This is a genomic window from Streptomyces rubellomurinus (assembly GCF_000961885.1).
In the GTDB taxonomy this organism is placed as follows: Bacteria; Actinomycetota; Actinomycetes; order Streptomycetales; family Streptomycetaceae; genus Kitasatospora; species Kitasatospora rubellomurina.
Genome location: NZ_JZKH01000006.1, coordinates 108,763 through 121,857, shown reverse-complemented (window position 1 = coordinate 121,857; position 13,095 = coordinate 108,763). Strand labels below are relative to the sequence as shown.

The 13,095-nt window shown below is 73.4% G+C and carries 13 protein-coding genes; 9 read left to right on the top strand and 4 right to left on the bottom strand.

Annotation, left to right across the window (positions count from 1 at the left end):
- Positions 1–59 precede the first annotated feature (59 nt).
- The 7 genes from VM95_RS05240 (at position 60) to VM95_RS05210 (ending at position 8,021) form a co-directional block, all read left to right on the top strand.
- Positions 60–1,415 carry an ABC transporter substrate-binding protein gene (locus VM95_RS05240; protein WP_078859616.1) on the top strand — a complete coding sequence of 452 codons (1,356 nt, stop codon included), beginning with the start codon at positions 60–62 and terminating at the stop codon, positions 1,413–1,415.
- A 23-nt stretch (positions 1,416–1,438) separates the two neighbouring features.
- Positions 1,439–2,470 carry a carbohydrate ABC transporter permease gene (locus VM95_RS05235; RefSeq protein WP_045692830.1) on the top strand — a complete coding sequence of 344 codons (1,032 nt, stop codon included), beginning with the start codon at positions 1,439–1,441 and terminating at the stop codon, positions 2,468–2,470.
- Between the two features lie 21 nt (positions 2,471–2,491).
- A complete protein-coding gene (locus VM95_RS05230; RefSeq protein WP_045692829.1) occupies positions 2,492–3,394 on the top strand; it encodes a carbohydrate ABC transporter permease in 903 nt (300 codons plus the stop codon).
- Entirely contained in the window at positions 3,394–4,692 is a 1,299-nt protein-coding gene (locus VM95_RS05225) for a 6-phospho-beta-glucosidase (protein ID WP_045692828.1), read from the top strand. Before VM95_RS05230 ends, VM95_RS05225 begins: the two co-directional genes overlap by 1 nt.
- Before the next feature lie 140 nt (positions 4,693–4,832).
- Positions 4,833–5,852 (top strand): N-acetylglucosamine kinase, encoded by a 1,020-nt coding sequence (locus VM95_RS05220; protein WP_045692827.1) that lies wholly within the window; start codon positions 4,833–4,835, stop codon positions 5,850–5,852.
- 141 nt (positions 5,853–5,993) lie between these two features.
- On the top strand, positions 5,994–6,578 hold the full coding sequence (locus VM95_RS05215) for a hypothetical protein (RefSeq protein WP_045692826.1): 585 nt from the start codon (positions 5,994–5,996) through the stop codon (positions 6,576–6,578).
- Between the two features lie 351 nt (positions 6,579–6,929).
- Positions 6,930–8,021, top strand: coding sequence for a hypothetical protein (locus VM95_RS05210; RefSeq protein ID WP_208615406.1), 1,092 nt, complete (start codon positions 6,930–6,932; stop codon positions 8,019–8,021).
- 62 nt (positions 8,022–8,083) lie between these two features.
- Here the strand turns inward: VM95_RS05210 and VM95_RS05205 are convergent, their stop codons facing one another.
- Together VM95_RS05205 and VM95_RS43565 are read right to left on the bottom strand one after the other, a co-directional pair.
- Entirely contained in the window at positions 8,084–8,767 is a 684-nt protein-coding gene (locus tag VM95_RS05205; RefSeq protein WP_045692825.1) for a response regulator, read from the bottom strand.
- Positions 8,764–9,987, bottom strand: coding sequence for a sensor histidine kinase (locus VM95_RS43565; protein ID WP_045692858.1), 1,224 nt, complete (start codon positions 9,985–9,987; stop codon positions 8,764–8,766). The genes VM95_RS05205 and VM95_RS43565 overlap by 4 nt, the downstream gene beginning before the upstream one ends.
- 134 nt (positions 9,988–10,121) lie before the next feature.
- Here VM95_RS43565 and VM95_RS05195 point away from each other — a divergent pair, with 134 nt between their 5' ends.
- Positions 10,122–11,033, top strand: coding sequence for an ABC transporter ATP-binding protein (locus VM95_RS05195; protein ID WP_045692824.1), 912 nt, complete (start codon positions 10,122–10,124; stop codon positions 11,031–11,033).
- Positions 11,030–11,875 carry an ABC transporter permease gene (locus tag VM95_RS05190; protein WP_045692823.1) on the top strand — a complete coding sequence of 282 codons (846 nt, stop codon included), beginning with the start codon at positions 11,030–11,032 and terminating at the stop codon, positions 11,873–11,875. Before VM95_RS05195 ends, VM95_RS05190 begins: the two co-directional genes overlap by 4 nt.
- Before the next feature lie 28 nt (positions 11,876–11,903).
- Here the strand turns inward: VM95_RS05190 and VM95_RS05185 are convergent, their stop codons facing one another.
- Together VM95_RS05185 and VM95_RS05180 are read right to left on the bottom strand one after the other, a co-directional pair.
- On the bottom strand, positions 11,904–12,461 hold the full coding sequence (locus tag VM95_RS05185; RefSeq protein WP_045692822.1) for a hypothetical protein: 558 nt from the start codon (positions 12,459–12,461) through the stop codon (positions 11,904–11,906).
- A 27-nt stretch (positions 12,462–12,488) separates the two neighbouring features.
- A complete protein-coding gene (locus tag VM95_RS05180) occupies positions 12,489–13,064 on the bottom strand; it encodes a hypothetical protein (RefSeq protein WP_045692821.1) in 576 nt (191 codons plus the stop codon).
- Positions 13,065–13,095 lie beyond the last annotated feature (31 nt).

Below are 13,095 nucleotides of genomic sequence, written 5' to 3'. Positions count from 1 at the left end.
CCCCGAACGCGGGCGCCCGGCAACGACGCCTGCCCGCGCACCCCCAGGAGGACCTCGAAGTGCTCGCCACCACCTCCCGCAGAGGCCGCCGCACCATCGCCGCCCTCGCCGGCTCCGCCGTCCTGGCCCTGCTCTCCACCGCCTGCACCGGCTCGAACGACACCGGCGGCAACGACGACTCGGCCGCCGGCAAGGACGTCACCATCACCTTCTGGCACGGCTGGAGCCAGGACAACGAGGTGAAGGCGATCAACGACTCCGTCGCCGCCTTCGAGAAGACCCACCCCAACATCCACGTCAAGGCCGTCAGCAACGTCGCGGACGACAAGGTCAACCAGGCCCTGCGGGCCGGCGGCGACGACGCTCCCGACGTGGTCTCCTCCTTCAGCACCAACAACGTCGGCATGTTCTGCTCGACCAAGGCCTTCATCGACCTCAAGCCCCAGCTGCAGAAGTCCGGCATCGACCCGGCGAAGACCTTCCCGGCCGCGATGCTCAACTACACGCAGTTCAAGGGCAACCAGTGCTCGCTGCCGCTGCTCGGCGACGCGTACGGCCTCTACTACAACAAGAAGGCCTTCGCCGCGGCCGGCATCGCCAACCCGCCGAAGACCTTCAGCGAGTTCGCCGCGGACGCCAAGCTGCTGACCGTCGCGGACGGCGACGGCTACAAGCAGCTCGGCTTCATGCCGCTCTACCACGGCTACGAGTCCACCACCGAGCACTTCCTCGGCCAGTACGGCGCCACCTACTTCGGCGAGGACGGAAAGTCGAACCTCGCCTCCGACCCCACGGTCGCCGCCATGCTGAACTGGCAGAAGGGCCTGGTCGACCAGCTCGGCGGCTACGCCAAGCTGGAGAAGTTCCGCTCCACCTTCGGCGAGGAGTTCAGCGCCAAGAACCCCTTCCACACCGGCCAGGTCGCGATGGCCATCGACGGCGAGTGGCGCACCGCCGCGCTCGCCGAGAACAAGCCCGACTTCGACTGGGCCACCGCGCCGTTCCCCGTCCCGGACGACCAGGCCGACACCTGGGGCCGCGGCTACCAGACCGGCACCATCGTCGGCATCGCCAGCACCAGCAAGAAGCAGGCCGCGTCCTGGGAGTTCGTGAAGTACCTGACCACCGACACCGACGCGGTCGTCAACTTCGCCAACGCCATCCACAACGTGCCGAGCACCGTCGACGCGCTCAACTCGCCCAAGCTGGCGGCCGATCCGAACTTCAAGACCTTCATCGACATCGCCAAGAACGCGCACTCCGGCACCACCCCGCCGGCCGTCAACGGCAGCGGCTACATCACCACGCTGCAGAACCTCGGCTACGACTACGAGTCGGGCAAGCAGAGCGACCTCGCGGCCGGCCTGGCCGCCACCGCCAAGCAGATCGACACCGACATCGCCCAGGCCAAGTAACGGCCCCGGTCCACGGAACCCCCATGTCACTCGCGTTCGGAACCCGCAAGGGCAGCACCCGCAAGGGCAGCGCCCCCGAAGGCAGCGCCGGACCGACCGACCCGGCGGCGCCCGGCCCGCAGCACCTGCTGCGCCGCAAGCGCCGCCGGGAGGCGGCCCGCACCCTGGCCTTCCTCTCCCCCTGGCTGATCGGCTTCGGCGTCTTCTTCGTCTACCCGCTGGTCTCCACCGCCTACTTCTCCTTCACCAGCTACAACGGCTTCGGAGCGCCCAGCTTCAACGGCCTGAAGAACTGGGACTACGTCTTCAACCAGCTGCCGACCTTCTGGCAGGGCCTGCGCAACACCCTGTGGCTGGTCGTCGTCATGGTGAGCCTGCGGGTCGCCTTCGGCCTCGGCATCGGGCTGCTGATCACCAAGGTCAAGACCGGCGCCGGCTTCTTCCGCACCGCGTTCTACCTGCCGTACCTGGCGCCGCCGGTGGCCGCGACCGTGGCCTTCGCCTTCCTGCTCAACCCCGGCACCGGCCCGCTCAACCACCTGCTCGGCGAGCTGGGGCTGCCGCAGCCCGGCTGGTTCTCCGACCCGAGCTGGTCCAAGCCCGCGCTCACCCTGCTCGCCATGTGGGGCGTCGGCGACCTGATGGTCATCTTCATGGCCTCGCTGCTGGACGTCCCCAAGGAGCAGTACGAGGCGGCCGAACTCGACGGCGCCGGGCCCTTCCAGCGGTTCCGGTACGTCACGCTGCCGAACATCTCGCCGATCATCATGTTCGCGGTGGTCACCGGGGTCATCCAGACCATGCAGTACTACACCCAGGCGATCGTCGCCGGGAAGGTCGCCAGCGGCATCGCCGGCAACTCCGGCCAGTCCTTCGAGCCGGGCTACCCGTCCGGCTCCACCTGGACCCTGCCGCAGATGGTCTACAACCTCGGCTTCCAGCGCTTCAACTACGGCGCGGCCTGCGTCGTCGCCCTGGTGCTGTTCGCCATCTCGATGGCCGTCACCTCGCTCCTGCTCCGCCGCCGGTCCGGCTTCATGGCGAGCGACGACTAGCGGACGGATGAGGACTCCGACATGACTCTCGACACCACGCTCGGCCAGGCGCCCGCCCGTACCCGCGGGGCCGGCGGGCCCGCCGCCCGCACCGCCCGGCGCCGCGCCCTGCTCAACTGGGTGGCCGTGCACGCGCTGGCCGTCGCCGCCGCGCTGTTCTTCCTGCTGCCCTTCGTCTTCGTCTTCCTCACCTCGGTGATGAACGACCAGCAGGCGCTCACCACCGACTACTGGCCCACCTCCTGGAACTGGGGCAACTACGCCAAGGTGTGGGACACCCCCGGCTTCCTCACCTGGTGGCGCAACACCCTGCTGTACGCCGGCCTCGGCACGCTGCTGACCGTCGTCTCCAGCCTGCCCGTCGCCTACGCGCTCGCCAAGTTCCGCTTCCGCGGCCGCAACCTGGCGCTGATGGCGGTCATCGCGATGATGATGCTGCCGCCGCAGGTCACCGTCATCCCGATGTACCTGTTCTGGGCCAAGCAGATGGGCCTGAGCGGCTCGCTGTGGCCGCTGATCATCCCGATGGCCTTCGGCGACGCCTTCTCGATCTTCCTGCTGCGGCAGTTCCTGCTGACCATCCCCAAGGAGTACATCGAGGCCGCCCGGATCGACGGCTGCGGCGACCTGCGCACCCTGCTGCGGGTGGTCCTGCCGATGGCCAAGCCGGCCATCGCGGCCGTCGCGCTGTTCCAGTTCTTCTACTGCTGGAACGACTACTTCGGCCCGCAGATCTACGCCAGCAGCAACCACGGCGCCTGGACGCTCAGTTACGGCCTGGAGTCGTTCAAAGCCGCCCACCACACCAACTGGAACCTCACCATGGCCGCCACCCTGCTGGTGATGGCGCCGGTGATCGTCCTCTTCTTCTTCGCTCAGAAGGCCTTCATCGAAGGCGTGACACTGACAGGGGTCAAGGGCTGATGTCCGCTGCTTCCTCGCTCAAGCTGGCCGTCGTCGGCGGCGGTTCGACGTACACGCCGGAACTGGTCGACGGCTTCGCGCGGCTGCGCGACACCCTGCCGATCGGCGAGCTGGTGCTGGTCGACCCGGCCGCCGAGCGGCTGGAGCTGATCGGCGGCCTCGCCCGGCGGATCTTCGCCAAGCAGGGGCACGCCGCGACGGTCACCACGACCACCGACCTGGCGGCGGGCGTCGCGGACGCCGACGCCGTGCTGCTGCAGCTGCGCGTCGGCGGACAGGCCGCCCGCGACCGGGACGAGACCTGGCCGCTGGAGTGCGGCTGCGTCGGCCAGGAGACCACCGGCGCCGGCGGGCTCGCCAAGGCGCTGCGGACCGTCCCGGTGGTGCTGGACATCGCCGAGCAGGTCCGCCGCACCAACCCGGACGCCTGGATCGTCGACTTCACCAACCCGGTCGGCATCGTCACCCGCGCCCTGCAGACCGCCGGGCACAAGGCCGTCGGCCTGTGCAACGTCGCGATCGGCTTCCAGCGCAAGTTCGCGGCGCACCTGGGCGTCGCCCCGGAGCTGGTCCGGCTGGACCACGTCGGGCTCAACCACCTGACCTGGGAGCGCGGGGTCACCCTGCTCGACGCGCCCGGCGCGGCCGGGGGCCGGGAGGTGCTGCCGGAGCTGCTGCACGGCTTCGGCAAGGAGATCGCCGACGACCTGCACCTGCCGCAGGACTTCGTGCGCCGGCTCGGCGCGGTGCCCTCCTACTACCTGCGGTACTTCTACCAGCACGACGCCGTCGTCGAGGAGTTGAAGGAGCAGGGCTCGCGGGCCGCCCAGGTCGCCGAGATCGAGCGGCAGCTGCTGGAGCTGTACGCCGACCCGACCCTCGACACCAAGCCGGACCTGCTCGGCAAGCGCGGCGGCGCCTTCTACTCGGAGGCCGCGGTGCAGCTCATCGCCGCGCTGCTCGGCACCGCCGGCGGCACGTCCGTACAGGTCGTCAACACCCGCAACGACGGCGTGCTGCCCTTCCTGCCGGACGACGCCGTGATCGAGGTCCCGGCGGCGGTGGACGCCTCCGGCGTGCGCCCGCTGCCACAGCGGCCGCTGGAGCCGCTGTTCGCCGGACTGGTCTGCGCCGTCACCGCCTACGAGCACCTCGCCCTCGACGCCGCCCTGCACGGCGGCCGCGACCGGGTCTTCGACGCCCTGCTCGCCCACCCGCTGGTCGGCCAGCTCGAACTCGCCGACCGGCTCACCGACCGGCTGCTCGCGCACAACCGCGACCACCTCGCCTGGGCCTGAGCCGGCCGTGCGCCCCGGCCCGCGCCTCCCGAGGAGAGCACGGGCCGGGCGGCGAGGAGACCGCCCACCCCCGGCCGCCCAACCGGCCGGGCACCCCGGCCGGGGATCGCGGCCGGGCCACGTACGAGTCCGGGGACCTGATGACCCACCAGCCCGAACCCACCCTGCCCGGCGTCCTCGCCATCGACGCGGGCAACTCCAAGACCGACGTCGCCCTCATCGGCGCCGACGGCACCGTCCACGGCACGGCCCGTGGCGGCGGCTTCGCCCCCCACCGGATCGGCGGCGCGGCCGCCGTCGCCGGGCTCGCCCCGCTCGTCGAGCAGGCCGCCGCCGCGGCCGGCCTGCCCTCCTGGAACGGCGTGCTGACCAGCCACGTCAGCGCCTGCCTCGCCAACGCCGACCTGCCGGTCGAGGAGGAGGCGCTGCGCCGCGCCCTCGAATCGCACCCCTGGGGCGTCAGCAACACCGTCGTCAACGACACCTTCGGCCTGCTCCGGGCCGGCACCGACGGCCCGCGCGGCGTCGCCGTGGTCTGCGGCGCCGGGATCAACTGCGCCGGCCTGCTGCCGGACGGGCGCACCGCCCGCTTCCCCGCGCTCGGCGAACTCACCGGCGACTGGGGCGGCGGCGGCGGCCTCGCCGTCGCCAGCATGTGGCACGCCGTCCGCGCCGAGGACGGCCGGGGCGGGCCGACCGCGCTGGCCGCCGCCATCGCCGAGCACTTCGGCCTGCCCAGCGCCGGCGCCGTCGCCGAGGCCGTCCACCTCGGGCACCTGGCCGAGGAGCGGCTGCACGAGATCGTCCGGGTGCTGTTCGCCGTCGCGGTCGAGGGCGACGCCACCGCGCGGGAGCTGATCGACCGGCAGGCCGACGAGATCGTCCGGCTCGCCGTCGTCGCGCTCGACCGGCTCGACCTGCTCGGCTCCCCCACGCCGGTCGTGCTCGGCGGCGGCGTGCTCGCCTCCCGGCAGCCGCTGCTGCTCGACAACCTGACCGCGCGGCTCGCCGCGGCCGCGCCGCTCGCCGAGCCCCGGGTGGTCGTCGCGCCGCCGGTACTGGGCGCGGCGCTGCTGGGCCTCGACCACCTGGGCGCCGGGGCCGCGGCGCAGGCCGCCGTCCGGGCGGCGTACGAAACGCAGCGGCCGGTGTCGGTCTGAGGCCCGCCTCCCGGATCGGGCCCTGCCCCCAACTCCCGCCCCCGCCCGGTCCGCACGCCGGGCGGGGACGGGAACCGCGCGGCGGGCCCCGCTCGTGCACCCGGTGAGCCGACGGTCGCGATCACCGGGGAGACTGGTGCCATGGCCGTGCCCCGTACCCTCCTCGCCGCCGCCCTGATCGGCTCCGCCGCCGCGGTGCTCACCGCCTGCACGCCCGCGGACTCCCGGCCCACGGTGGCCGCCGCCTCGGCCGCGGCCTCCGCGGACGACCTCGGCGAGGACGTACTGGACGACGACTTCGACCTCATGGACGAGGAGCAGCTCGACGAGCCCGCCGAACCGGAGGCCCCGGCCCCGGCGCCGGCCGCGAGCTGCACCGCGCCGGTCCGGCACCCGGGCCACCAGGTACTGGTCGTGGTCACCGCCGACACCGCCGAACTCACCGCCCAGCCCGCCCGCTACGCCTGCGACGAGGAGCGCTACGAGCCCGCCGGCGCCCCCGTCCACTACGGCTTCGCCGCCGCCGGCGTCGCCGCCACCCTGCTCGACCGCACCCCCGGCGCGCCGCCGCGCCCCGTGCGGCTCGCCGAACTCGTCGACCACCTCGACACCTGCCTCGCCGACCTCGTCCCCGCCGCCCCCTATGCCTGCCGCGGCGAGGCCTACGACGTGGTCCTCGACTCCCACGGCCGCATCATGCAGATCGCCGAACTCGACCAGCCGTAGGACCTTCTGACGCCCGCCCGCACGGGCCCGCGGGACGTCCATACGGTGTAGAACCTCCCCGCAACTGTTGGCAATCGGCTGCGCTACGCGCATCGACGGGGCGTGGCCTGCGGGCTTTTGGCGTTCGCTACGTTGAGGCGGGATTCCTTTACCGGCGTCCTCGTTGACCCGGTTCCGACGGCTCTGCTTTGCTTCCGGCGGTCGACGACGCCGAGCCGGTCCCCCCATCCCCACACGGCAGTTGACGCGTGTCAACGGCCGTCCGGCCGCTCGTCGCCGCCCACCCTTCGTCCCCCGTGCTGCCGTCGCGGCCCACCGGTGCGCGCTCGGCAGGAGAGAGGAACCCTCACGATGGGCATGTCCCCCACGTTCCGCCGCACCCACCTGCGGGCCCTGACCGGACTCGGCGCGCTGGCCGTGGCCGCCGCGGGCTTCGCGGCGGCGCCCGCCGCGCAGGCCGACCAGCCGGCGCGCGAGACCGCCGGGCCCAGCCACCCCTACCGGCACGGCGTCCAGCCCACCCGGGAGGCGAGCGCCTCCCCCAACGCCCGGACCTCCAACCTGCACTACGGCGGCGGTGTCGACGGGATCGGCGTCACCACCGGAGCGCCCAAGGTCTACCTGGTCTTCTGGGGCAGCCAGTGGGGCACCCAGGGCACCGACGCCTCCGGCTACACCACGCTCAGCGGCGACCCGATGGGCGAGGCCGTCCGGGCGCAGCAGCTGTTCAAGGGTCTCGGCACCAACGGCGAGACCTGGTCCGGCGTCATGACCCAGTACTGCGAGGGCGTCGCCAAGGGCGCCACCAGCTGCCCGTCCACGGCCGCGCACGTCGGCTACCCGAGCGGCGGCGCGCTGGCCGGCGTCTGGGTGGACACCTCGGCGGCCGCGCCCGGCCAGGCCACCGGCAACCAGCTGGCCGCCGAGGCGGTCAAGGCGGCCGGGCACTTCGGCAACACCACCGCGGCCGCGAACCGCAACGTGCAGTACGTGGTGCTCTCGCCGACCGGCACCCACCCGGACGGCTTCAACACCAGCACCGGCAACTTCTGCGCCTGGCACGACTGGAACGGCGACACCACGCTGACCGGCGGCGCCGCGTCGAGCCCGTACGGCGACGTGGCGTTCACCAACGACCCGTACGTGACGGACATGGGCAGCTCCTGCGGCCAGAACTACGTCAACAGCGGCAGCGCGGGCACCCTGGACGGGGTGACCATCGTCTACGGGCACGAGTACTCGGAGACCGTCACCGACCAGAACCCGGCGGGCGGCTGGACCGACTCGACCGGCTACGAGAACGCCGACAAGTGCGCCTGGAAGGGCACCGGCGGGGTCGGCGGCGCGCAGAACGTGAACCTCGCGACCGGTTCGTTCGCCATGCAGGGCACCTGGGCGAACGACGCCTCCGGGTGCGAGATCTCGCACCCGGTCGTCCCCTGACGGCCGGGCCGCGGTGAGGCGCGGCGCCGGGGCGGGTTGTGCGGGCCCGCCCCGGCGCCGCCCTACGGGGTGACGAGGCCGGACTCGTAGGCCTGGATGACCAGGTGGACCCGGTCGCGGGCGTCGAGCTTGCTGAACAGGCGGGCCACGTGGGCCTTCGCGGTGGCGACGCTGATGGTGAGTTCGGCGGCGATCTCGGCGTTCGAGAGGCCGCGCCCGACCAGGACCAGCACCTCGCGTTCGCGCTCGGTGACGCTCTCGGCGATCCGGCGGCGGGACGCCGCGGTGGCCGGCGCGGCGGACGGCGCGGCCGCGGGCTCCGGGCGGGCGGCGAACTCGCCGATCAGGCGCCGGGTGACGGCCGGGGCGATCAGGGCGTCCCCGGCGGCGACGACCCGGACGCCGTCCAGGATGGTCTCCAGCTCGAGGTCCTTGACCAGGAAGCCGCTGGCGCCGGCCCGCAGCGCGCCGTACACGTACTCGTCGTCGTCGAAGGTGGTGAGGACGAGGACGTGGGTGGGCAGGTCGGGGGCGGCGGTGATCCGGCGGGTGGCCTCGATGCCGTCCGTGCCGGGCATCCGGATGTCCATCACGGCGACGTCCGGGCGCAGCCGGGCGACGAGTTCGACGGCCTCGGCGCCGTCGCCGGCCTCGCCGACCACCTGCAGGTCCGGGGTGTCGGCCATCAGCACGCGCAGGCCGGTGCGGATGAGCGGCTGGTCGTCGACCAGGACGACGCGGATCACGGCGCCACCTCCAGGGCGGTTCGTCGAGGGAGCGGTTCGGGGCCCGTTTCGGGGCCCGTTTCGGGCAGCGGCAGGGTGGCGGCGACCCGGAAGCCGCCCTCGGGGCGCGGCCCGGCGCTGAACTCGCCGTGCAGCAGGGCGACCCGCTCGCGCATGCCGGCCAGGCCGTAGCCGGTGCCGTCGCCCGACCCCTGCGCGGTGCCGAGGTCGACGATGCCGAGCGCGAGGCCGCCGGGGCGGTACTCGACGGTGACGTGGCAGTCCCGGGTGCCCGAGTGCTTGACCACGTTGGTGACCGCCTCCTGGACGATCCGGTACGCGGCGAGGTCCACCTCGGGCGGCAGGGCGCGGGCCTCGCCGCGCCGGGTCACCGCGACCCGCACGCCGGCGCCCGCGGTCCTCTCCACCAGGCGGTCCAACTCCCCCAGGCCCGGAGCGACTTCGCGCGGCGCCGGCTCGTCGTCGGCCTCCCGCAGCGCGCCGAGCATCCGGCGCAGCCCGGCCAGCGTCTCCCGGCTGGTGGTCTCGATGGCGTCCAGCGCGTTGCGGGTCTCGGCGGGCTGGGTGTCCATCACCCGGCGGCCCATCCCGGCCTGGATCGCGATGATGCCGATGTTGTGGGCCACCATGTCGTGCAACTCGCGGGCGATCCGCAGCCGTTCGGCGGTGACGGCCTGGTCGGTGACGCGGCTGCGCAGCGCCGCGGTGTGCGCGCGGCTCTGGTGGACGGTGTTGCCGACCAGCCAGGCGATCAGGACGAGCGCGGCCCAGCCGAGGTAGGCGAGCGGGTTCACGAGGTGGCCGCGCACCGCGCCCCAGAGCGTGATCGCGGCGATGGTGCCGAGCGGCAGGCCGACGGCGGTCAGCGAGACCGCCCGGGAGCGGGTGGCCGCGCAGTAGCCGACCACGGTGACGGCGATCAGGAACTGCAGCGGCGCGGCCTCCTGGACCCGCCACATCCCGAGCGCGTACAGGCAGCACAGCAGCGCCGTCGCGACGGCGGCCAGCGGCAGCCGGACCAGCAGGGTCGCGACCAGGGTGGTGTTCACCGCCGTGACCACCATCGGCAGGTCCTCGGGATTGCCCTGGTAGTCGAAGAGGTGGCGCAGCTCGTCCTCGCGGGTGAACAGCCGGAACACGACGATGGCGGTCCAGAACGCCGCCACCCACACGCCGGGCGGCAGGCGCCGGAGCAACGGCGGGCGGGGCTCGATGATCATGACGCGATGGTAGCCGCGGACCGCCCGGCGGAACATCGGCCCGGGGGCGTAATCCCCGGGGCGAAGCCGGCGGCGGGCGGTTGTGGCCCGCCGCCCGATGCCGTCCGGGGCCCGTCCTCGGCAGAGTCGTCACCGTGATCGAGATCGAACGACTGACCAAGCGGTACGGCGCCACCACGGCCGTCGACCGGCTGAGCTTCACCGTCCGGCCCGGCGCCGTCACCGGCTTCCTCGGCCCCAACGGCGCGGGCAAGTCCACCACGCTGCGGATGATCCTGGGCCTCGACTCCCCCACCGCGGGCCGGGCCACCGTCGACGGCGTGCCGTTCGCCGGGCGGCCGCGCGGCCTGCGGCACGTCGGCGCCCTGCTCGACGCCGGGGACGTGCACGGCGGCCGCAGCGCCCGGGCCCACCTCGCGGCGCTGGCCCGCAGCAACCGCATCCCGCTCGGGCGGGTCGACGAGGTGCTGGCGGAGGTCGGCCTCGGCAAGGCCGCGGGGCGGCGGATCGGCGGCTACTCGCTGGGCATGAAGCAGCGGCTCGGCATCGCCGGCGCCCTGCTCGGCGACCCGCCGGTGCTGCTCTTCGACGAGCCGCTGAACGGGCTCGACCCGGAGGGCGTGCTGTGGGTGCGCGGGCTGTTCCGGCGGCTCGCCGACGAGGGGCGGACGGTCTTCGTCTCCAGCCACATGATGGCGGAGATGGAGCACACCGCCGACCGGCTGGTGGTGATCGGGCGCGGCCGGCTGATCGCCGACGAGAGCCTGGCGGAGTTCTCGGCGCGCAACGCCGAAACGTCGGTGGCCGTGCGGACGCCCGAACTGGCCGCGCTGGCCGGGGTGCTGCGCGGCGAGGGAGCCGAAGTCGACGTGACCGATGAGCAGTTCGGGATCGTCACCGGCCTGCCGGCCGACCGGATCGGCGAACTCGCGCTGCGGCACGGCCTGGTGCTGCACGAACTCGCCACCCGGACGTCGTCGCTGGAGGCGGCGTTCATGTCCCTGACCGCAGACAGTGTCGAGTACCTGGCCGGAGACGCCCGATGAGCACCCTGAGCGTTCGCACCACCGCCGAGCCGGCGCCCCGGTTCACCGACCTGCTCGCCGCCGAGTGGATCAAGCTCCGCTCGCTGCGCTCCACCTACTGGGTGCTGGCGCTCGCCTCGCTGGTGGCGATCGGCGTCAACCTCAACGCCGTCCACGCCGACCTGACGTACATCGACCACCCGCCGCACCGGATGCCCGGCATGCCGCCGTACCGGTACGACGCGATGTGGCACAGCCTCGGCAGCATCTCCTGCGACCTGATGGCGATCGCGGCCGGCTCGCTGGGTGCGATCACCGTGTTCGGCGAGTACACCACCGGCCTGATCCGCACCACCTTCGCCGCCGTGCCCGACCGGCGCGGGGTGATCGGCGCCAAGGTGCTGCTCATCGGCGGGATCACCACGCTGGCCGGGGTGGTGGTCTCGACGGTGTCCTTCTTCTCCTGCAACGCGATGCTCGCCTCCCGGCACGTCGGGCTCTCCATCACCAACCCGGTCAGCCAGCGGGCCGTCCTCGGCTACGCGTTGATCGTGCCGGTCTGCGCGCTGGTCGGCATGGCGCTGGGCGCGCTGCTGCGGCACGCCACCGCCTCGATCGTGTCCCTGGTGGTGCTGATGTTCATCGCGCCGCTGATGTTCGGCGGGGACCGCTACCGGTGGCTGCACGAGATCGGCAGCCACCTGCCGCTGGCCCCGGTCGACCGGCTCACCTACAACCCCGACTCCAACACCACGCTCTCGGAGTGGGCGCCGAGCGTGCTGGACTCGTGGATCACCATGGGGGTGTGGGCGGCGGTCTCGGTGGCGGCGACGGTGCTCGTGGTGCGGCGCCGGGACGCGTGAAGCCCCGTGCCGTGAGTCACCGACCGCCTCAGGGCACGATCTGCGCGCCGATCAGGCCGTGGCCGCCCTCGGCGGCCGCACGCCAGATCGGCACGGCCGTGTCGAACAGGTCGCCCACCGGGTCCGCCGACCGCAGCGCCTGCTCGGCCCGCCGCTCGGCCTCCACCCGTGCGGCGCCGTCCAGCGCGAACAGCGCCTCGACGGCGGGCAGTGTCGAGCGCACCTCGTCCGGGCTCAGCACCAGGTCCCCGAACCAGCCCGGGAGCTCCCGGATCCGCTCCGGGCCGAGCGCGTGCGCCAGGCCCAGCATCGGGAAGCGGTTGCGGGCGGACACGGCGCCGTACGGGCGCAGGCCTGCGCAGTCCTCCCAGACCGCGTACATCGCCTCGACGTCCAGCCCGAAGGGGCCGGAGGCCAGCGCCTCCAGTTCGTCGAAGCCCAGTTCCTCGCGCTCCCAGCGCCGCCACAGCGCGCGGGTGCCGGGGGCCGCCGCGTGCTCGGCCAACTGTGCCCGCAGGGCGGGCCCGTGCCGCTCGACGGCGCCGGCGGGGGCGAGGACCAGGAACCACGTGGCGTAGTAGCTCATGGGCCGCCAGGGTACGCGGGGCGCCCGTCAGGTCGGGGTGACCTGGGTGCCGAAGAGGCCGTGGCCGGCCTCGACGGCGGCGCGCCAGACCGGGAGGACCTCGTCGAGGATCCGCTCCGGGCCGTCCCAGCACTCGGGCAGGGCCTCGACCAGCCGCTCGACGGCCGTCGCCCGGGCGGCCCCGTCCAGGTCGAACGCCGCCTCGACGGCGGGCAGCGCCGCCCGCGCCTGCTCGGGCGTCAGCAGGAAGTCGCCGAACCAGCCCGGCAGTCGGGCGAAGCGCTCCGGGCCGATGGCGAACGCCAGGCCGGCCATCGGTGAGCCCTTGCGGGCGGCGAGGTGGACGTACGGCCCGGTCGCCTGCCCGAGCTCCCAGGCCTCGTAGACCACGTCGATGTGCTCGTCCAGCGGGCCGTCGAAGGCCCGCTCGTGGAACGCGTGGAACGCCTGCTCGCCGTTCGGATCGGCCGCCCAGCGCCGCCACCACTCCCGCGTGCGCGGATCCGCCGCGTGCTCCGCCACCGGCGGGCGCAGCCGCGGCGCGAAGCGCTCGACGCCGGCGGCGGGCATCGGCATCAGGACCCAGAAGGTGGAGTTGCCCATGGCGCCCCAGGGTAGGCGGGCCCACCGACGA

What these genes read in the sequence shown, in the direction of transcription:
- VM95_RS05220 (WP_045692827.1), top strand. Translation starts at nt 4,833, where the DNA reads ATGACCCACCAGCCCGAACCCACCCTGCCCGGCGTCCTCGCCATCGAC.
- VM95_RS05215 (WP_045692826.1), top strand. Translation starts at nt 5,994, where the DNA reads ATGGCCGTGCCCCGTACCCTCCTCGCCGCCGCCCTGATCGGCTCCGCC.
- VM95_RS43565 (WP_045692858.1), bottom strand. Translation starts at nt 9,987, where the DNA reads ATGATCATCGAGCCCCGCCCGCCGTTGCTCCGGCGCCTGCCGCCCGGC.
- VM95_RS05230 (WP_045692829.1), top strand. Translation starts at nt 2,492, where the DNA reads ATGACTCTCGACACCACGCTCGGCCAGGCGCCCGCCCGTACCCGCGGG.
- VM95_RS05180 (WP_045692821.1), bottom strand. Translation starts at nt 13,064, where the DNA reads ATGGGCAACTCCACCTTCTGGGTCCTGATGCCGATGCCCGCCGCCGGC.
- VM95_RS05225 (WP_045692828.1), top strand. Translation starts at nt 3,394, where the DNA reads ATGTCCGCTGCTTCCTCGCTCAAGCTGGCCGTCGTCGGCGGCGGTTCG.
- VM95_RS05235 (WP_045692830.1), top strand. Translation starts at nt 1,439, where the DNA reads ATGTCACTCGCGTTCGGAACCCGCAAGGGCAGCACCCGCAAGGGCAGC.
- VM95_RS05185 (WP_045692822.1), bottom strand. Translation starts at nt 12,461, where the DNA reads ATGAGCTACTACGCCACGTGGTTCCTGGTCCTCGCCCCCGCCGGCGCC.
- VM95_RS05190 (WP_045692823.1), top strand. Translation starts at nt 11,030, where the DNA reads ATGAGCACCCTGAGCGTTCGCACCACCGCCGAGCCGGCGCCCCGGTTC.
- VM95_RS05210 (WP_208615406.1), top strand. Translation starts at nt 6,930, where the DNA reads ATGGGCATGTCCCCCACGTTCCGCCGCACCCACCTGCGGGCCCTGACC.